Here is a 19,718-nt window from a genome sequence, read left to right as displayed (position 1 = left end):
TTGCCTAAATTGGCCGCTTTCTTAATCATTAATAAAAACCAGTGTTGTGACGATTTATGCAATTCGTCATGGGTATTTGTTACTTCGCAGGTTTGATTTAACCATTGACATTAATTATTGGATACCACTAGGTTGATTTAAAGTCAATTAAAAATACATACACATGTTTTCAATAAAAGTAGGTTTAAATCAGTCGCTATCTCCTCGAGTTTCAAGCAATGTTAGTTTGGTGTTTAAACTCTTATTTTTGTTTTATCTTTCTGTTTTTCCGATGAAATCCTTTTCTTCGGTAAATCTTGTTTTAGCGGGAGGGGCATTAAAAACTTGTTCTAGCATGTCACTGAATAACTGTGATCCTTCTGCGAGTTTTGATGGGTTCAAAAAGGAAAATTTGTATGAAATAAGTCAAAGTTCACTACAACGATTGAAATCGATTAACCAATTTGAGAGCAATTTTGACAAATCTTTGTATTCAATAATTGTGGGTATTTATTCAGGGTTGGGTGAGGTGAAACTGACAAAAGATGAACTATTTGATGCGTTAAATGAAATGGGCTTTTCAAATAAAGATATTCGCAGCTTATCTGATCATAGCTATTTCACTATGTTAGATACGTTAGAATTGTTTCAAATAGATAGCAAGGGGCAGCGTGTAGTCGAGCAGGTATCTCTCGAGAACACTAAAGAGGCCGCATCGCTAGAGGTTTATTCATCATTTATTGAAGCTGCTAGAGAAAAGCACGAGCAAAAAAAGCGAGATAAAGACGATGTACTTGTAACAATAGGTATTGTCACAGCATCGTCACGAGACCCTTTTGAGGCCGTTGACTTTTACTCTGGGGTGTTTAATTCCCCTGATATAGAAGTGGTTTGGCTACCTTTAACTCAGACATATCAGCAAGCCCGGTATATTAGCAGTTTGGGTGGAGATGGATGTAATAGTTTAACCAAGCTAAGAGCACAAAATACACTATTTGATAGAGAGCGGGTTTATCCTGAGCGTACGGCTTTGCAAAAGAAGTGGTGTGACGATCCCAATATCGAAATAGAAACGCTTTCTAAATTAGATGGCATTTTCTTTAATGGGGGTGACCAAAGTAAAACCTTTGCGGCGCTGACTACACCAGATGGGAAAGGTACGGTGTTTTTAGATACATTACGCACTATTTGGCAAAATGATGCCATTGTTATTGGAGGAACAAGTGCCGGTACTGCGGTTCAAGCAGGTGGTTATTTTAACCAACGCCCTGTACCTATGTTGACCAGCGGAGATTCAAAAGGCGTACTGGCCAGCGGCGTTTACAGTACCCCTGCGGTATCACAACGCTGTGAAGATGAAGCGGCTTGCCAAAATAGATTGTTAGAAGATGCAGTAACAACTAACGCTTCTGGAGGTTTAGGTTTTTTAATTACGGGTTATTAGATACCCACTTTTCTGAGCGCGATAGGGAAGTGAGACTGATTGCTGCAACTGCACACAGTAGACAGCTATTTGGTTTTGGCGTGGATGAGACAACGGCACTCGTTGTATCGTCAGCGCCAAAGGCCAGTGAAATGGAGTTTAAGGTTGTTGGAAAAGGCGGTGTCTTTATTGCGGATATGACGCAAGGGCGAGAAGAGTTAACTTACAATGGGAAAGCAACTTCTCAGGTTATAGCTGGTGAAGTGAAGTTTTTTACCAGCGGGGGTACAAGGGCGCATTCAAAATAATAAATTGTCAGTTAACCTTAATACCAAGGCTAAAGATAGTTTAGCAATAACGTTGGCGCAAAATGCACCAAGTACTCAAGGCATGTGGCGCAAGCAATCAGCGCAATTATGTGACGAGAAAGACGAAGTGCATTGGGAAGCGCAGGGCAATCATCACGTATTGAAAAGGTCCAAAGAATCCAAAATAGAAGGGACCAATTATTGTGGTTACAGCAAGGTGCCCTTTGTAATTTATTAGCCGCTCTTGGTTAGTTAACTGTGTCTCATCAGGGTAAATTTAGATATCAAGCCATGCCCAGCTACATGGCTTGATATCTGAACTGAAATTGCAGTGCAAAATACCACTCAGGTATCTTTTCCGTAATAAGCCTCAACGCGGAGTGCTATACCATATGAAGCCTTGAAGTCTTCATTTCGTTGCCACAGCACAAAGGGTTCTACATCGAAATAGAGCCAGTGGCGCAATGTGTTATTGCGCCACCGCAGCCCGGTATAGACTTCTTCAACGCGATAATTAGGTTGGCTAAGCCCTTCAACCATAACGTGTGGAATAAGTGCATTGTGTTCATCAATCGCATAAAGGTGATGAATCTCGTGCCGCCAAAGCCAATCATTGGTATTGTCTCTATAGTAAAATCGGTTGTTTTGGCGCAATAACATGTTTTTGCTTACATCATACTGAAAGGCAACTCCTGCTTCAGCGCCTAGTCTATCTCTTGAATAGTAATAAATTTCACTGTCGTACAACATTGCCCACTTGTTTGTGAAGGCAAGTGCATCGCGGTAGCGAGCACGCACATATAACTGATCACGTCGCCCCGCTCCCACTCTAAAAGAGTAATGCGAGTTTTGTTCAGGCCTAAAACGCAGTGCAATAGTGGTGCGATCTCTGTCGTTACTGGTTGTGTTACGTGCCGCCCTAATTGTGTTGTCTTGCGTGTCGTCATCATTGTCACTAAGCAATAAATCTACACGGTCTTCTAGTGCAGGCAATCGTATCCGTATTCGAAAGCGCACGTCCGTATCTGAAAGTTCTCTGGTCCTTGGCTCCCAGGCTAGTTGAATTCGGCCTTCCGCCCGTGCACGCTCGCCTTGTGGATATCTAGTGTCATCTTCCCTAAATAAGCCGTCAAATTGCTTAACGGTAAAATCCATTGAATCTGTGAAACTGCGCTGCCAGATATCAAACCAAGCATTGTTCGCATGCTCATGCGAAGACGTATCTTTAGAACGGGTATCTTCTGTTAGTTGAGAACGCTCTATATTGTGATTGGGTGACAGTTCATCATCGGGCTTGTTTTCTTCAAGATGACTTGAAATAGATGGGTCAACATATTGGTTACCATTGGTCGTACATTGTGGCGTACTTGCCGCTAACGCACTTCCTGTCAGCCCCAAAGACAAGGCGGTTAATAGTGGGTAATAACGTACAGCAAAACCAAGCACAGTTGACTAACTCCTTGTGCAAAAAGCATAAAAACAAGTTCATCATAAACACATTGTCACAATAAAGAGCATGAAACTAAGTAGCGAAAAGATCAATCATTATTCCAAGCTTTAAATATTCAGGTGAAAGGAACGTCAGGCAATGGCATACTGTGCCCATTGTTGTAAGGGAGATTAATTTTATGGGTGGTATTAGTGTTTGGCAGCTGCTGATCATTCTGGTAATTGTTGTTTTACTTTTCGGTACAAAACGTCTTAAAGGTATCGGTACAGACTTAGGTGGTGCGATAAAGGGTTTTAAGAAAGCCGTTAATGAAGAAGACAAAGACGCCGATTTCGACCAGAAAAAGCAGGTAGAAGAGAAAAAAGGCGCTGAATCAGTTTCAGCGAATACTCAGAGCGACGTTAAAGAAAAATCCTAATGTTCGATATCGGCTTTTGGGAGCTATTAGTTATCGGTGTTCTGGCGCTACTTATTTTAGGGCCAGAGCGATTACCCGGTGCTATGCGTTCAACCATTAATACAATTCGCAGTGTACGCAATGTAGCAACGGGCTTTAAGCAAGAAGTTGAGCATCAGTTACGCGTGCATGAATTGCATGAAAACCTTAAAAAAGCAGAGCAACAAGGGCTCAAAGATCTTTCACCCGAACTTGAACAGAGTGTTGATGAACTTAAAAAAGCAGCAGAATCAGTTCAAGAACCATATAAAAAGCAATAGATGTCAGACGCCAATAACCTTATTTCCCACTTAATTGAATTGCGCAGTCGTATACTCAAAGCATTGTTAAGTGTGCTAATTGTCTTCTTGTGCTTAGCTGCCTTTGCACAAGATTTGTATCGATTACTCGCTATGCCACTGCTTGAGGCATTACCAGAAAACGCGACAATGATTGCAACGGATGTTGCCTCACCGTTTTTTGCGCCGTTTAAGCTCACCTTGGTATTGTCATTTTTTATTGCTATTCCCTATGTGCTTTATCAGGTTTGGGGCTTTGTTGCACCAGGGCTTTACCGCAATGAAAAACGCTTAGTGGCACCTTTGCTACTGTCCAGTACGCTATTGTTTTACGCAGGAATGGCCTTTGCCTATTTCGTGGTATTTCCACTTGCGTTCGCGTTTTTCACAAGTGTGGCACCTGAAGGGGTAACGGTTAGTACAGATATTTCGAGTTATCTTAACTTCGTCTTGAAACTGTTTTTTGCTTTTGGGGTCTCATTTGAGATACCCATTGCCATTATTTTATTGTGTTGGACTGGTGTTACTGATGCTAAGTCACTACGCGCTAAGCGCCCTTATGTGGTAGTAGGTGCATTTGTCGTCGGCATGCTACTTACGCCGCCTGATGTTATTTCACAAACGCTCTTAGCTATTCCTATGTGGTTGCTATTTGAAATAGGCGTTATTGTGGGCGGTTTATATGCAGGCAAGTCACCAAAAACTGAAGAAAGTGGATCGCCTGGCACTGATAACACATAGATGTTAATTAGAAAGGAATAAAAATGAAATCATATGTTGTACCTCTACTAACTACGCTCTTTGCTATTGGTGCTTTCTCTGCACATGCTGAAACTGTTAGCGAGGCTCTACAAAAATGTCGCAACACAGATAATAGTCTCAAGCGCTTAGTCTGTTATGACAATGTAGCAAAAGCGATGAATCAATACGAAGGCGCTGATGCTCAGCTAAGTCAAATGGCAGGCCTGACACCTCGCTACAATAATGCGCAGCCAACTCAGCACACCACCTCTTCAGGCAGTACAACGAATGCGCAAAACCCGCAAAATGAATTTGGCTTAGAGCACAAGCGCGATGTATCTGAAGCGGCGTCAGAGGTTGCACTGACCATTAAAAACATTTCTAAAAATGTTAGAGGCAAAAAAGTGCTCACGTTTGCAGATGGTACGGTATGGCAGCAAACTGACGAAACCTATCTAAAAATAGAGGAAGGTCAGGTCGTAAGTATAGAGAGAGGCTTATTAGGAGCATTTTTCTTAAGTGTTGAAGGCCTTAATAAACGTATGAAAGTTAAGCGTATCAAGTAAGTCTAGTAATTACATGGCTTGGTTTGATGCAGGTGTCAACCTACTAGACAGTAGGTTTGAAATTGATGAAGTGGTAGCGCGCGCCACAGATGCTGGCGTGTCTAAACTGTGTGTCATCACCACGCATCCCAGTGAATGGGATGCAGCTATAGCACTTTACAACAAATATCCTTCACAGTGCTGCTATACCATAGGTGTACATCCTCATAATGCAAAAGACGTTACCTTGGACCATTATGAAACAATCAGGCAGTTAGCACGTCAGCCCGGCTGCGTTGCCATTGGCGAATGTGGTCTTGATTTTAACCGGAATTTTTCACCTCAAGATGTTCAACTCCGCGTATTTGAAGAGCAACTTAAGTTAGCTGCGGATCTACAATTGCCAGTGTATTTACACGAACGGGACGCGTTTGAGCAGCAGATAGCACTGCTCGGTCGCTATATGCCATCGTTGAAAGGTGGTATCGCCCATTGTTTTACTGGCGATAGCACACAGGTAAAACAGTACTTGTCGTTAGGTTTGTATATCGGCATTACTGGGTGGGTGTGTGATGAAAAGCGCGGTGAAGCCCTTCGCGATGCTGTAAAACAGGTTCCGTTGGATAAAATTATTCTTGAAACTGATGCGCCTTATTTATTCCCCAAAACCTTAAGACCGCGTAAACGCAACAATGAGCCTGCATTTTTGCCGCATATTGCCAATCAATTAGGCGAGTATCTGCATGTAGAGACTGATAAATTACGTAATTACAGTTATGCTAATACATGCAGGTTGTTTTCACTCGAAAGAGTATAGGTTTTTATGCGGATTAAACTAAAAGCGGTCTCCAGCTATGATGTGGGCTTAGTTGCTATCACTATTGTGGCGGTAGTCGCGTTCATATTTGTGCTTATTACGCTCTCTCCTGAAGCGACAACTGCGCCTCGACATTCACAGCTCAAATATTTAGTTGAAGACGAATCTACTCTTGATTTCAATTCTGTTACTCAAGTACCCGCAGGAAAATGGACTGCCGTATCATCACCTGTTAATTTGGGTATGCATACCGATGTTTACTGGTTCTCGTTGGTGGTATCGCCCTCCAAAAACAAAGAGAGTCGAACACTGTTACATATCGATTATCCACTTATCGACTTTTTAGATGTTGGGGTATATCGAAGTATCGGTAGTACGCCAATAGTTACTTATTCAGGTGGCGATAACCAGCCTCTTAGTGAAAGACCGCTGCAGCATGTAAAACCGATTTTTCCATTGCCTCAAAGCACTGAATCTCAGAGGATATTTATACGCGTACAAACCTCTGGCACGGTCAGGTTACCCATTCGAATCTGGGAAGAGCGAGAATTTATAACATATACATCAAGCCGTAATCTTGCCCTTGGCATTTTCTTTGGTTTTCTGTTGGCAATGGGCGTAAGCAACGCGTTTCTTACAGTCGCGGCACGACATGCATCGTTTATGTATTACACGGGTTATGTTTTAAGTCTCGTCTTGTCGTTATCCGCGTTACATGGATATGGTTATAGCTATTTGTGGGCGGATAATGTGTGGTTTCAAAGTAAATCTATTTTGCTTTTTTCTAATGCCACCATTTTATTTGCAGCTATGTTTACCCGTAGCTTACTGCCCATTAAGCAACATAGCGTTACACTTGATAAAATAGCGCAAGGCATTGGTTGGGTTTGCGGAATAAGCATGGTCGCTTGTTTGTTCTTGCCTTACTACTTCATGATAAAAGCGTTTTTACTTTTGCTCAGCGCAATTGTGTTATTTACATTGGGATTGGGCATTTGGCTGATCACCCGTGGTGTAGTAGTAGCGCGTTATTTTACCATTGCTTGGGCTTTCTTATTGATAAGTGGGCTTAGCGCAAGCTTGGATAACGTGAACCTTGTTGACCTACCCATATCTTCCAACAATTTGTTAATTATTGGTGGGGCGGTTGAAACGCTAATCCTTGCACTGATCTTAGCAGTAAACTACAGCCATAGCAGAGACGACCTCATTTCAGCACAACAATTTGCGCTTGAGCAGGAGAAGCAAGCCAACATAGCAAAAGAAAATTTGCTGGAGGTACAGAAGCGATATCAGGACGACTTGGAGTACAAGGTAGAAGAGCGGACGTTAGAACTAGAAATTACTTTGCGAGAACTCTCAGAGGTTAACCAGGAGCTAGAGCGGCTTAATGCAGTAGACCCACTAACAGGCGTTCATAACCGCCGTCATTTTGATAAACGCCTTCGTTCAGAAGGGCGCCGTAGTCGTCGTGAGCAAACGCCGTTATCACTTGCTATTATCGACGTTGATTATTTCAAGCAAGTCAACGACAAATACGGTCATGATGGTGGAGATGCTTGTCTCATTCACGTAACACGGGTTTTCCAAAAACTTATTCAACGACCAACAGATGACTTATGTCGTATTGGGGGGGAAGAGTTTGCCATTATATTGCCTAATACCGATTTGGAGGGGGCGTTTCATGTTTTGGAATCAATGCGTGACACGTTGGAGAATACGCCATTTGTTCATCATGGTGAAACCATCACGATAACCGCAAGCGCGGGTGTATCAACCACCATTATTCGCGATGAAGAGCACGCCCACGTATTATTCCGCTTTGCTGATGAATTGCTGTATGAAGCGAAAGCAGAGGGTAGGAATAAAGTGAAATACCAATATTTACAGGAAAAATCATGACATCATCTTCTTTCCCTTTGCGCAGAATGCGCAGACTACGAGCTCAAGACGCTTTGAGAGGGCTTGTGGCAGAGCACACACTAACCACAGATGATCTTATCTACCCAGTGTTTGTGCTACCAGGTAGTAATGCAAGGGAGTCGGTACCATCCATGCCGGGCGTAGAACGCTTATCAATTGATTTATTGATAGAAGAAGCCGCCAAATGGGTAGCATTAGGTATTCGCACGCTGGCGCTTTTTCCTGTAACGCCAATGTCACTAAAAACGGATTGTGCCAGTGAAGCTTTTAATCCTGAAGGGTTGGCACAGCAGGCAATGCGAGCACTTAAAAAGGCCTTTCCTGAAGTAATGTTGATGTCTGATATTGCACTAGACCCTTTTACCTCTCATGGTCAAGACGGCTTGATTGACGAGAATGGTTATGTAATGAATGACGAAACGGTGGAAGTGCTCATCAAACAAGCGCTCTCACATGCTGAAGCCGGAGCGGATATTGTAGCGCCGTCAGATATGATGGACGGTCGTATTGGTAGTATCCGCAAGGCGTTAGAAGAAGCGGGCCATATCAATACATGTATCATGGCTTACTCCGCCAAATACGCGTCTGCTTATTATGGTCCCTTTAGAGACGCCGTGGGCTCGGCAGCAAATATCAAAGGCGGTAATAAGAAAACGTACCAAATGGACCCAGCAAACACCGACGAAGCTCTGCATGAGATTGCATTGGATATTGAAGAAGGCGCTGACATGGTCATGGTGAAACCTGGTATGCCTTACTTAGATGTTGTTCGTCGTTGTAAAGAAACCTTTAAAGTGCCAACATTCGCTTATCAAGTCAGTGGGGAATACGCTATGCATCAAGCAGCTTTCGCCAATGGATGGCTGAACGAAGAGGCGGTTATTCTAGAGTCATTGTTGGCGTTCAAACGCGCAGGTGCCGATGGCATTTTGACTTATTTTGCTCCACAAGCGGCAGCCCTGCTTTCTAAAAAGCAGGGATAAAAACGTAGCTTTATCAACAAGCAGCTAGTGAATAACAAAAGGGCCAACAGGCTCTTTTGTTATTGACAGATCAGCTCACAGCCCGCTTTGTGCTGAAGCCAGCATTCATTGGCAAGCTCTGCATTGATCAAAGGATGGGCTTTGAGCCAACCTTCTGGAAAAGACAAGACCCAATTGCTTCCATCGCATGCCAAGCTTACTTCAGGTATATGTTTATTTTGACGTCGTAAACAAAGTACAACAGCAATGCGGAGCACGCGTAATAAACCTTGCAACATAGGTCGGTAATCTTGGTGATACTTATCAAATGTCGCATTGTTGATAGCTAAACGATGTTGAGCCACTAAGTCGCGAATAGCTGCGCGTTGAAGACGCGTGAAGCCGGGTAAATCAATGTGGCTTAAAATATACTCGCCGTGCTCATGGTGACGTTTATACTCAATGTGAAGGCCAATTTCATGCAGCTGTGCTGCAGCGCCTAAAATAGTTTCAGTATCTAAATGACAGATATTTTGCTGAGCACATAATTGATGACATAGTGCTAGTGCAACTTGCTGTACATTGTTGGCGTGATTTCCATCAATATGATAGCGATATTTGGCCTGGTTTAGGGTCTGCTGGCGCCGGTCATTTTCTCGAATATTGTCCAACATACCGTAGATGAGCCCTTCGCGCAGAGCGCCGCCTGAAATATTCATATGTTGAATATGTAAGGCTTCAAAAAGACTGATCAAAATGGCAAGTCCTGAGGGGAAGATGGGTTTGCGGCTATCGTCTAAACCATCAATGCTTAGCGATTTAATGTTCTCACCTTCAATACATTGCTTTTCTAAGTGGTATAAATAGTCGAGTCGTATGGCGTCGCTTATACCCTGTGCCACCAAAATTTCGGTGATAGCTTGAGGTGTGCCTGAAGCGCCCAAACAGTTTTCCCAATCAAAACACAAAAAAGCGTCTGCTACGTCAGCGATGAGTGCATGAGCTGCAGCCTTGGCGTTATCGAAGTTTTGTTGGGTTATATTGCCGCCTTCAAAATAACGTTCCATGAAGGTTACACACCCCATGTCCAAACTTTTCAGATGGATTGGCTGCATGTCGTTACCAATGACGATCTCTGTGCTGGCGCCACCAATATCAATGACAAGGCTATTACCTTGATTCGCAGACGTGTAAGCGACACCTAAATAAATTTGCCGCGCTTCTTCTTCACCACTAATGACCTCGAGCTTATGGTTTAGAATTTCTTCCGCTTTTTTGATAAACACCTGTGCATTAGTAGCCAGGCGCAAGGTAGCTGTGGCAACAATTTTTATATTTGATGGTGGAATATCTTGTAAACGTTCAGAGAAGACTTGCAGGCATTGCCAACCGCGTTCCATACTGACTTCATCAAGTGCTAACTCCTCGTCTAACCCGGCGGCTAAACGCACTTTTTGCTTTATTTTCCCTATAATTTGCACACTTCCGTTAACCACATGCACAATGACCATGTGGAAGCTGTTGGACCCCAAATCTACCGCCGCATAATACTCGCCGTAGCTCTGAGGGTTGTGCTGAAGTTCTGCCTGCATATATAACTCTTTTCTTACTATTCTCTAAGCCTTATGGTTGCGCTGTTGAGGTTTACCACGACCTCGACTATTGCCTCTACGAGATGAATTGCGCGTGTTAGGCGAGCGTCTTCTACGTGGTTTCGGTGGCGTTACATCATCCAATAAAGCACTGCGATCGTAGTCGGTTACCGGTATCGTCTTTTGAATGTATTGCTCAATTGCTGGTAAGTTAAGTGCGTATTTCTCGCACGCAAAACTAATCGCAACACCACTTTGTCCAGCGCGACCCGTACGACCAATGCGATGCACGTAATCTTCGGCATCATCAGGTAAATCATAGTTAAATACATGGGTAACCGCATCAATATGCAGCCCACGTGCTGCTACATCTGTGGCCACTAAAATATCTAAGTTACCCTTGGTAAAGTCTTCTAGAATGCCTAAACGCTTTTTCTGAGGTACATCACCACTAAGTAAGCCTACACGGTGGCCATCGGCAGTAAGCCAATCGGTCACCTTCTCACAACTGTTCTTAGTGTTAGCAAAAACAATGGCTTTTTCTGGCCATTCTTCTTCAAGAAGGGTTAACAATAAAAGCATTTTGTCGTCGTCAGACGGATAGAAAAGCTCTTGGGTTACGCGCGTAGCCGTTGTTTGTTCTGGTGCAACTTGAACATGCGTAGGGTTATTCATGTGCTCGTATGCCAATTCTTGAACGCGATAGCTCAAAGTAGCAGAGAACAGCATACTCAAACGTTGACTGGCAGGTGGCATTCTGCGGAACAAGAAGCGAATATCTTTTATAAAGCCAAGGTCAAACATGCGGTCGGCTTCATCAAGTACGGCAACCTGAATATTATTCAGTGAAAATACATTCTGCTTGTAGTAATCCAGAATGCGTCCTGTCGTACCAATTATAATATCTACCCCTTCTTCTAAGGTTTCGCGTTGACTTTCGTAACCTTCGCCCCCATAAATCAAACCAAGCGACAAACCAGTATGCTCACTAAGCAGTTTGGCGTCGTTATAGATTTGAACGGCTAGCTCTCTGGTCGGCGCCATAATAATTGCGCGCGGACCAATTGATTTGCTGTTATTTGTATTTTCTGCTTTGCTTAGCAAATAGTGAAATGTAGCCACCAAAAAAGCAATGGTTTTGCCTGTACCCGTTTGGGCTTGGCCTGCAATATCGAGGCCTTCCAACAAAGGGGGCAGTGCCAATGCTTGAATTGGTGTACAATGTGAAAAATTAGCTGCCGTCAAGGCGTCAACAACCTTGCCGTTTATAGGCAGGTCAGAAAAATGAGTATCAGTTAAGTGAGTAGGCATAGCTTATAGCTTATATGTGCTTGCATTAAAAAACAGTTTCTATATAACACTTATGGTCGAGCTGAGACAAATCAGCAAGTGACCAATAATGGAGAAAAGAATGAGCGACAAAATTATCCAGTTATCTGACGATAAATTCGAAGCAGATGTTATCAATGCTGAAGGTCCTGTACTGGTTGACTTCTGGGCCGAATGGTGTGGCCCCTGTAAAATGATCGCACCTATCTTAGAAGAAGTTGCGAACGAGTTTGAAGGCAAGTTAACAGTTGGCAAGTTGAATGTCGATGAAAATAACGAAACTCCACCTAAATATGGTATTCGTGGCATTCCAACGTTACTACTTTTCAAAAATGGTAATGTTGCTGCAACTAAAGTAGGTGCGTTATCTAAGACTCAACTTACCGAGTTCTTAAACGACAACCTATAAGTTGTGATAACGGTGAGGCTGGCTTTTTATTGTGAGCTAGCCTCTTGTTTTTACAGGCTAATCTAAACTTTTAAGAAAAACTGCATTAAAATTTTTAACATTTCGACAGCAAAATGCTGGACGTTGGTTAAATATAGTGCTAACGTTTCTTCAGCGCTCATCCGAGCAGCATTCTGCTTACACCCATATCAGGGTGATATCAAATCTAAACTAGAACAGAGTGACAATTAAGTCCTGTAAGCGAAGTTCAAGCACAAAGACCCACCAGTATGAATTTAACTGAATTAAAGAATAAACCAATCAGCGAGTTGGTTGCCCTGGCCGAGGAAATGGGCCTGGAAAATATGGCGCGAGCCAGAAAACAAGACATCATTTTCTCAATCCTAAAAACTCACGCGAAAAGCGGTGAAGACATTTTTGGGGATGGGGTATTAGAAATTTTACAGGACGGTTTCGGCTTTTTGCGCTCAGCTGACTCTTCGTATCTTGCAGGGCCTGATGATATTTACGTATCACCAAGTCAAATTCGCCGTTTTAACTTGCGCACCGGTGATACCATTGCTGGAAAAATTCGTCCTCCGAAAGACAGTGAACGTTATTTTGCCCTGTTAAAAATTCGCGAAGTAAACTTCGATAAACCGGAAAACTCTCGCAACAAGATTCTCTTTGAAAACCTCACACCGCTTCACGCAGCAGATCGCTTGCGTATGGAGCGCGGTAATGGTTCGACAGAAGATATTACAGCTCGCGTACTCGACCTAGCATCACCCATTGGTAAAGGTCAGCGTGGCTTGATTGTAGCGCCGCCAAAAGCGGGTAAAACCCTTCTTCTACAAAACATTGCTCAGTCTATTGCTGCCAATCACCCTGAGTGTGAATTAATGGTATTACTTATTGACGAGCGTCCAGAAGAAGTAACGGAAATGCACCGTCTTGTGCAAGGCGAAGTTGTGGCTTCAACGTTTGATGAGCCGGCTAGCCGTCACGTACAAGTAGCCGAAATGGTTATTGAAAAGGCTAAGCGCTTAGTAGAACACAAGAAAGATGTTGTTATTCTTCTTGATTCAATTACACGTCTTGCGCGTGCCTATAACACGGTAATTCCTTCATCGGGTAAAGTACTCACTGGTGGTGTTGATGCCAACGCATTACATAAGCCTAAACGCTTCTTTGGTGCTGCTCGAAACGTTGAAGAAGGTGGTAGTTTAACTATTATCGCGACAGCGCTTATTGATACTGGCTCGAAAATGGATGAAGTTATCTACGAAGAGTTCAAAGGCACAGGTAACATGGAATTGCACCTTAATCGCAAGATTGCGGAAAAACGTGTATTCCCAGCTATCGACTTTAATCGTTCTGGTACTCGTCGTGAAGAATTGTTAACTGCACAAGATGAGCTACAGAAAATGTGGATCTTGCGTAAAATCGTTCATGAGATGTCAGAAATCGATGCAATGGACTTCCTTATCAGCAAGCTTGCTATGACGAAAACCAATGACGAATTCTTTGACGCTATGCGTAGACAAAAGAGCTAAGCATAATAGCTTTACTCATGAGTAAGAAAAGCGCCAGTCGGCGCTTTTTTTTGTAGGCTTTTGAGCGTAATAAATCAGAGTTTTAGAAGTTAAGCACATTTAACAGTGCGGTTAGTTAGCTATCGCTTTCACTTTTTGGTGGTAAAACCCAAAATATGCCTTCGAATTCAGCTACCGCAGTATCTCCATCTAGAATAGCAACGCTAAGTTCAAACCTTGCTTTTTTGCCGTTGTCCAAGGGCGTAAATTTACCGGATAGGGTTTCAATATTGCATATAGCCCGTGGTTTCATGGTAATGGGCTTGTGATAATGAATATTGCCGTCGCCAAGAACGATATCACCGTCTAAGCCGCGCTCTTTCAATTGCAAGTAAATCATCCCCCAACCAGTAAGGGTGGCGAGAGAAAAAATACTGCCAGCAAACATGGTGCCGTGTATATTGATATTCTTATTGAGCGAAGCGCGAGTTTCTAATGTGCGCCCCGAATATTGGTATAATTTAATCCCCATATGTTCAGTGATGGGTATGGTTTCTGACCACGTTTGTTGTAGCTGTTTGCACCATTTTGGATGAAGCACAAGTGTATTGTTCTCAGTGAATTTCTTTACCATTTGTTGGCGTTTTAACATGCCCAACTCATTCGGCGCTTCACGCTCCACTTCAAAGCCACATGAACTGAAAAAGTCGATAGAAATTTCTCGGCTGTTGGTTACCGCGCGAATAGCGCCAAGATCTTTGGCGACGTTTTCAAGGGCTGCCATGATCATCTGACCCAAACCTTTGCGATGATGATCTGAGTGAACAGCAATGTGTCTTATTTGTGCTTCTTCTGCCGTATTTAAATGCACACGACCGCAAGCAACGATTTCACCATTGCGGTTGGTGATCATACGGTGTTCAGCTACTTGCTCGTATTCGTCTTTCTCTGAGCCAGGAGGGAAATTCCACGGCTGGCGTAAATGTTCCCAGCGGAATTGAAAATACGCATCAAACTCGGCATCGCTCTTTGGCGTTACAACCTTATACACAATAAACCGACCTTTTTATAAAAATGAACGCGTATTTAAACGCAACGAACAAGATGGTACAAGTCTAATTAGATTGGATACTGTGGCAAGTGTTATACCTGAAATTGAAAAGTGACTGGGCCGTCGTTAATTAGACCAACTTGCATATCTGCGCCAAACTCACCCGTGGCAACGGTTAACCCTTTTGCTTTTAAACACTCAACAAATTTCTCGTAAACCGCTTTGCCATGCTCTGGTGTTGCGCCACGGGAAAACCCAGGGCGATTACCTTTTTGTGTGTCTGCGACCAGCGTAAATTGAGATACAACCAATATTTCGCCGTTTACCTGCTCTATATTTAGGTTCATTTTGCCGTCGTCATCGGTAAACATTCTATAGCGACTTAGTTTCGTTGCGAGCTTCTCAATTTCAATGTCGCTGTCATTTTTCTCAACACCCAGCAGTACTAACATACCTTTTCCAATACTGCCAATTACTTCACCTGACACGGTGACGTTTGCCTCGCTAACGCGCTGAATTAGTCCTATCATTTCGTTGATTCCTGAAGATAACGCGACATGTCTCTGGTTGCTCTGCACAGTGCGTATCCAATACTGGGCTCTGATGTGCTGTGACCGGCATCCGGGATAATTTGCAGTTGGCTTTGAGGCCAAGCTTTATGGAGTGTTTCAGCTGCCTCAGTCTTGCAAATCATGTCGTAGCGTCCATGAATAATTGTGCCGGGAATATCACGTATTTTATCTATATTTTCAAGAATGTAGTTTTCCTCTAAAAAGCACTTATTAGAAAGAAAGTGACATTCTAACGTCGCCAAACAAGTAACCAGCTGCATGGGATAATGAGATGTAGAGTCTCCAACACCTGGCGGTAATGTAACGCGGGATAAGCGTTCTTCCCATTGATACCAGCGTTTCAGTGCAGCATGGCGAAGGACATCATTACTTGAACGTACTATTGCACTGTAATAGTCACAAACCGCACTAGTGGTAATGGGATGAGGCACATCCTTAGTAAATTTGCGGTAGTAGTCTGGAAATAGTTGGGCTGCACAGCCGTTTGGCGATAAAAACCAATCTCTGTCTTCTTGCCGAGCTAAGAAAACACCGCGTAATATCATACCAGTAACGTGCTGCGTGTATTGTAATGCGTAGAGTAAGGAGAGTGTTGACCCCCAAGAGCCGCCAAATAACAAAAAGCGTTTAATACCTAGGTGCTTTCGTAGTACTTCAATATCGTTAACGTTGCGCCATGTATCGTTATCTAGTGTTTCAGCAAGAGGAGTAGAGCGGCCACAGCCTCGTTGTTCATAGCCGATAATGCGATATTTGTTGCTGTCGAAAAAGCATTTGTAGTTAGGGGGTAAGCCAGCCCCAGGGCCACCATGTACAAATAAAACGGGGATACCTTTAGGGTTTCCACTTTGTTCGAAGTACAGTGAGTGCTCACTTCCTACATCTATAAATCCATTTTCATAGCAGGTTACGTCGGGGTAAAGTCGTTTCATTTTGTGTCTGCGCGTTGTGTGAGTGCCTGTTTTAGTTTAATTTATCGTTATAAAGACTAACGCGTATTGTCCGCATCACTTTATTTAGGTAGCGTTTAGCTATGCTTAACCGCCAATAAAGCGTCACTACGTAGTAGCTAATCACATTATAGTCATAAATGCGAGGAAGTTTATATGGCAGGTCAAGGTTCTGGCGGTAATGTTATCGCTGCAATATGCAACTTTTTTATTCCGGGCTTAGGTCATTTAGTACAAGGAAGAATTTTAGGCGCGCTATTTTTCTTTGTTACCGTTGGTGTGTGTTACGCATTGGCGGCAACCATCGTGCTAACCATTTTATTCGGGCCGCTAGGTGTAATCTTGCACTTGATCAGCATCATCAGTGCGGCGCGCTTTAGAGGATGATTAACACCATGAAATTAGCTGCATCTGTTTTGGTTGCCATGCTGATGCTTTCAGGTTGTCAATCTGCCTATTATGCTGCATGGGAAAAGGTAGGCGTTGAAAAGCGCGATATCTTAGTAGACCGTGTAGAAAACGCTAAAGAGTCGCAGGAAGACGCACAAGAGCAATTTAGCTCTGCGTTAGAGGCATTTAGTGCAGCAGTGGCATTTGACGGCGGTGAATTAGAAGATGTTTATCAACGCTTAAATGGCCAGTACGAAGACAGTGTGGCCGCTGCTGAAGAAGTTACTGGGCGTATTGCCAAGGTTGAATCAGTAGCAGAAGCGCTGTTTGATGAATGGCAAGAAGAGCTAGATAAGTATCAGAGCGCTACCTTAAAGCGCGATAGTGCAGCAAAGTTACGTGAGACACAGCGTCGCTATGGCTCACTAATGAAGGCAATGCGCAACGCCGAAAGTAAAATGTCACCCGTGTTAAGTGCCTTGCAAGACAATGTGTTGTACTTAAAGCACAATCTGAATGCGAGTGCGATCGGCGCGTTACAAGGTGAGCTATCAACCATTGAGAACGACGTGGCACAACTTATTCGCCAAATGAATTCTGCCATTGCTGAATCTGACGCTTTTATTGCTTCTATGCGCAATTAAGCGTCAAGTTCTAGTATTCATTGCTAGCTAAACTCACAAAAGGAAGCAAACGCTTCCTTTTTTGTTTCTACGTTTAGCGCCTTTTTATCTTTGTTTATTCCTGTGGCACTTTTCTCGGTTCATCTTCCGCTTTTTTATTTTCGAAAGCTTCACCTAAGCTACACGTAAACTCAGCGCCAAATAATACAATTATCCATGCCAGATACACCCAAAGGAATAAAATGGGTACCACAGCTAGCGCACCATAAATGAGCTCATAAGAAGGGAAATTGGTAACGTAAAGTGCAAACCCTGATTTGGATATTTCAAAGGCTACAGTGGCCACAACAGCGCCTGCTATAGCGTGCCTTGCGTATACTCTGCGATTGGGAACCACCATATATAAAATAGCGAAGGCGAGGAGTGCTGCGCCACTAGGGACTAAGCTAAGTAAAAACGTACCTAAACCCGGTGTATATTCCTCTGTAAATGCGGCAAGACCAGTTAAATAGGAGCTGACTACTACACTAGAGCCGATTAGCATAGGACCTAACGTGATAACCATCCAATAAATGGCAAATGTGTATACCACTGGCCTGTTGCTTTGCGTTCGCCATATACGATTGAGGGTTTTATCTACATTAGAAATCAGCATCAATGCCACAAGTAATAATGACAAAATACCAATGGCGCTCATTTGTGAAGCATTGCCGACGAAGTCTGTCATGTATTTGTGGACTACATCGCTGGCGGTTGGCACAAAGTTACTAAAAACAAAGTGCTCCAATTTACTGCGCACAGAAGCAAAAGCGGGAAAAGCAGACATTATGGTGAAGGTCACCATAATAAAAGGGACAAGAGATAGCAGTGTGACATACGCGAGGTGCCCAGCAGAAACGGCAATGTTGTCTTCTTTACAGCGTGTAATGAATATTCGGTAAAGCGCCTTGGCTTGAGGTGCGATGTCATTATAAAGGGCTTTAACCTTACTTATATCCACGGTTAATCTCCTGAAGGTATTGTCAACAGGCCTTGTATAGGCCAACTTTAGTTCTTGGTTTTTCGTGACAAACAGCGATTCCATCACTCATCTATGTAGATTGCTACATTTCTTTACTGCCATGCAAAGATGTTAAACCAGTCTACATAGACGTTTACCCAATCTGAGAGGGTAAACTCCTATGCGGATTGGTATTACGTGATAACACACTGAAAATATCGCGTTAAATATCAACACGATTAATACGGAAATGGTAACTGGGGGAGCGCGTAGTGGCAAAAGATTTGTGAAATAGAGGGATTTCTTTTTAATTACAGCAGCCTGCTGCACCTTTTCCTCAAGGCACAGCAAACTAAAAATGGCAAGTACGGCAATTAATTAGCTGTTGCCGCGTACACCGAGCATATGGCATATCGCGTAGCTTAGTTCACTGCGGTTTAGCGTGTAAAAATGGAAATGCTTAACGCCTTCTTTAGCAAGTACTTTTACTTGATCCATCGCGATATTTGCACCAATAAGATTACGCGTTGCTTGGTCGTCATCGTCTAAGCCGTCGAACATTTTGTGCAACCAACCCGGTACATGTACGTTAGTAAATCCTGCAAATTTTACCAATGTTTGATAGTTGGTTACTGGCAAGATACCAGGCACCAAGTCCAAGTCGACACCTGCTGCGGCAGCGCGATCTCTAAAACGCAAAAATACGCTGGTATCGAAGAAGAACTGAGATATCGCTTCTGTCGCACCGGCTTCAGCTTTGCGCTTCAAATTAAGTAAATCGAATTGTGCGTTTGGCGCTTCTGGGTGCTTTTCTGGGTAAGCCGCTACAGAAATGTCAAAGTCAGCCACATCTTTTAACAAGGCAACTAAGTCAGACGCGTACATTTCTGTCTTATCAACACCTGGTGGTAAATCACCGCGTAACGCAACAATACGGCGAATACCTGAATCCCAGTAGTCTTTGGCTATTTGTTTAAGCTCTTCGCGGCTTGCATCCACACACGTTAAATGAGGTACAGCTGAAACGCCGGTTTGTTGCTGAATGCGCTTGACCACGTCATGGGTTCTGTCACGCTCACCACTATTCGCACCGTAAGTTACCGACATGTAACTGGGTTTGAGCGGAGCTAAACGCTCAACTGACTTCCACAGTGTTTTCTCCATGGCTTCCGTTTTCGGAGGGAAAAACTCAAATGACACATCAATATCGCGCAGTTCCGATAGGGACTGATTTAATGCATCGATGCCTTGTGCGTAAGAAACCATGGCTTATTCTCTCAATAAAGTATTCTTATAGACGTTTAGACGTCTAAATTAAAGAATATATGTCTAGACGTCAAGAGGTTTACACTGCTCAATTGACCTTTTCGTGAACTTGTTTAGAATTTCCAGTCATAACATAAAT

General features: G+C 43.3%; 21 protein-coding genes. 13 read left to right on the top strand and 8 right to left on the bottom strand.

Annotated elements, in window-relative coordinates:
• Positions 1 to 334: 334 nt before the first annotated feature.
• Entirely contained in the window at positions 335 to 1,423 is a 1,089-nt protein-coding gene (locus EYR97_RS09570) for a hypothetical protein (RefSeq protein WP_131093605.1), read from the top strand.
• A 29-nt stretch (positions 1,424 to 1,452) separates the two neighbouring features.
• Entirely contained in the window at positions 1,453 to 1,710 is a 258-nt protein-coding gene (locus EYR97_RS09565; protein WP_131093604.1) for a hypothetical protein, read from the top strand.
• A 345-nt stretch (positions 1,711 to 2,055) separates the two neighbouring features.
• On the opposite strand, the gene EYR97_RS09555 is transcribed toward EYR97_RS09565, so the two are convergent.
• The gene (locus EYR97_RS09555) at positions 2,056 to 3,156 is read right to left on the bottom strand and encodes a hypothetical protein (protein ID WP_242634966.1); all 1,101 of its coding nucleotides are present in this window, start codon (positions 3,154 to 3,156) and stop codon (positions 2,056 to 2,058) included.
• A 182-nt stretch (positions 3,157 to 3,338) separates the two neighbouring features.
• Here EYR97_RS09555 and tatA point away from each other — a divergent pair, with 182 nt between their 5' ends.
• Genes tatA through hemB form a run of 7 tightly spaced genes read left to right on the top strand, consistent with a single transcriptional unit; the run spans position 3,339 to position 8,904 of the window.
• Complete coding sequence (tatA, locus tag EYR97_RS09550) at positions 3,339 to 3,578, top strand: Sec-independent protein translocase subunit TatA (RefSeq protein WP_131093603.1); 240 nt, start codon at positions 3,339 to 3,341, stop codon at positions 3,576 to 3,578.
• Positions 3,578 to 3,877 carry a Sec-independent protein translocase protein TatB gene (gene tatB, locus EYR97_RS09545; protein ID WP_014948087.1) on the top strand — a complete coding sequence of 100 codons (300 nt, stop codon included), beginning with the start codon at positions 3,578 to 3,580 and terminating at the stop codon, positions 3,875 to 3,877. The genes tatA and tatB overlap by 1 nt, the downstream gene beginning before the upstream one ends.
• Positions 3,878 to 4,636, top strand: coding sequence for a twin-arginine translocase subunit TatC (tatC, locus tag EYR97_RS09540; protein WP_131093602.1), 759 nt, complete (start codon positions 3,878 to 3,880; stop codon positions 4,634 to 4,636).
• A 23-nt stretch (positions 4,637 to 4,659) separates the two neighbouring features.
• Positions 4,660 to 5,202, top strand: coding sequence for a hypothetical protein (locus EYR97_RS09535; RefSeq protein ID WP_131093601.1), 543 nt, complete (start codon positions 4,660 to 4,662; stop codon positions 5,200 to 5,202).
• 13 nt (positions 5,203 to 5,215) lie between these two features.
• The gene (locus EYR97_RS09530; RefSeq protein ID WP_131093600.1) at positions 5,216 to 5,998 is read left to right on the top strand and encodes a TatD family hydrolase; all 783 of its coding nucleotides are present in this window, start codon (positions 5,216 to 5,218) and stop codon (positions 5,996 to 5,998) included.
• A 6-nt stretch (positions 5,999 to 6,004) separates the two neighbouring features.
• Positions 6,005 to 7,900, top strand: a complete 1,896-nt coding sequence (locus tag EYR97_RS09525) for a diguanylate cyclase (protein WP_131093599.1) — start codon at positions 6,005 to 6,007, stop codon at positions 7,898 to 7,900.
• Entirely contained in the window at positions 7,897 to 8,904 is a 1,008-nt protein-coding gene (gene hemB, locus EYR97_RS09520) for a porphobilinogen synthase (RefSeq protein ID WP_131093598.1), read from the top strand. Before EYR97_RS09525 ends, hemB begins: the two co-directional genes overlap by 4 nt.
• A 59-nt stretch (positions 8,905 to 8,963) precedes the next feature.
• On the opposite strand, the gene EYR97_RS09515 is transcribed toward hemB, so the two are convergent.
• Together EYR97_RS09515 and rhlB are read right to left on the bottom strand one after the other, a co-directional pair.
• Positions 8,964 to 10,475 (bottom strand): guanosine-5'-triphosphate,3'-diphosphate pyrophosphatase, encoded by a 1,512-nt coding sequence (locus EYR97_RS09515; RefSeq protein WP_131093597.1) that lies wholly within the window; start codon positions 10,473 to 10,475, stop codon positions 8,964 to 8,966.
• A 24-nt stretch (positions 10,476 to 10,499) separates the two neighbouring features.
• Complete coding sequence (gene rhlB, locus EYR97_RS09510; RefSeq protein ID WP_131093596.1) at positions 10,500 to 11,786, bottom strand: ATP-dependent RNA helicase RhlB; 1,287 nt, start codon at positions 11,784 to 11,786, stop codon at positions 10,500 to 10,502.
• A gap of 100 nt (positions 11,787 to 11,886) precedes the next feature.
• Here rhlB and trxA point away from each other — a divergent pair, with 100 nt between their 5' ends.
• Entirely contained in the window at positions 11,887 to 12,213 is a 327-nt protein-coding gene (gene trxA, locus EYR97_RS09505; RefSeq protein WP_131093595.1) for a thioredoxin TrxA, read from the top strand.
• 269 nt (positions 12,214 to 12,482) lie between these two features.
• Complete coding sequence (rho, locus tag EYR97_RS09500; protein ID WP_131093594.1) at positions 12,483 to 13,748, top strand: transcription termination factor Rho; 1,266 nt, start codon at positions 12,483 to 12,485, stop codon at positions 13,746 to 13,748.
• Positions 13,749 to 13,863: 115 nt separating this feature from the next.
• On the opposite strand, the gene EYR97_RS09495 is transcribed toward rho, so the two are convergent.
• The 3 genes from EYR97_RS09495 to pip form a co-directional block, all read right to left on the bottom strand.
• On the bottom strand, positions 13,864 to 14,778 hold the full coding sequence (locus EYR97_RS09495; RefSeq protein WP_131093593.1) for a bifunctional GNAT family N-acetyltransferase/hotdog fold thioesterase: 915 nt from the start codon (positions 14,776 to 14,778) through the stop codon (positions 13,864 to 13,866).
• Between the two features lie 92 nt (positions 14,779 to 14,870).
• A complete protein-coding gene (gene dtd, locus EYR97_RS09490; RefSeq protein WP_131093592.1) occupies positions 14,871 to 15,308 on the bottom strand; it encodes a D-aminoacyl-tRNA deacylase in 438 nt (145 codons plus the stop codon).
• On the bottom strand, positions 15,305 to 16,282 hold the full coding sequence (pip, locus tag EYR97_RS09485; RefSeq protein ID WP_131093591.1) for a prolyl aminopeptidase: 978 nt from the start codon (positions 16,280 to 16,282) through the stop codon (positions 15,305 to 15,307). Before pip ends, dtd begins: the two co-directional genes overlap by 4 nt.
• Before the next feature lie 174 nt (positions 16,283 to 16,456).
• On the opposite strand from pip, the gene EYR97_RS09480 reads away from it, so the two are divergent.
• Both EYR97_RS09480 and EYR97_RS09475 read left to right on the top strand, forming a co-directional pair.
• Entirely contained in the window at positions 16,457 to 16,687 is a 231-nt protein-coding gene (locus EYR97_RS09480; RefSeq protein WP_131093590.1) for a hypothetical protein, read from the top strand.
• Between the two features lie 8 nt (positions 16,688 to 16,695).
• Positions 16,696 to 17,334, top strand: a complete 639-nt coding sequence (locus EYR97_RS09475) for a DUF2959 domain-containing protein (protein ID WP_131093589.1) — start codon at positions 16,696 to 16,698, stop codon at positions 17,332 to 17,334.
• Between the two features lie 94 nt (positions 17,335 to 17,428).
• Here EYR97_RS09475 and EYR97_RS09470 read toward each other — a convergent pair whose 3' ends face one another.
• Both EYR97_RS09470 and metF read right to left on the bottom strand, forming a co-directional pair.
• Positions 17,429 to 18,313, bottom strand: coding sequence for a virulence factor BrkB family protein (locus EYR97_RS09470; RefSeq protein ID WP_131093588.1), 885 nt, complete (start codon positions 18,311 to 18,313; stop codon positions 17,429 to 17,431).
• Between the two features lie 378 nt (positions 18,314 to 18,691).
• Positions 18,692 to 19,579 carry a methylenetetrahydrofolate reductase gene (gene metF, locus EYR97_RS09465; protein WP_131093587.1) on the bottom strand — a complete coding sequence of 296 codons (888 nt, stop codon included), beginning with the start codon at positions 19,577 to 19,579 and terminating at the stop codon, positions 18,692 to 18,694.
• Between the last annotated feature and the right edge of the window lie 139 nt (positions 19,580 to 19,718).

This window comes from Alteromonas sp. KUL42 (genome assembly GCF_006538325.1).
Classification (GTDB): domain Bacteria; phylum Pseudomonadota; class Gammaproteobacteria; order Enterobacterales; family Alteromonadaceae; genus Alteromonas.
This window is presented reverse-complemented; position numbering and strand designations above follow the sequence as displayed.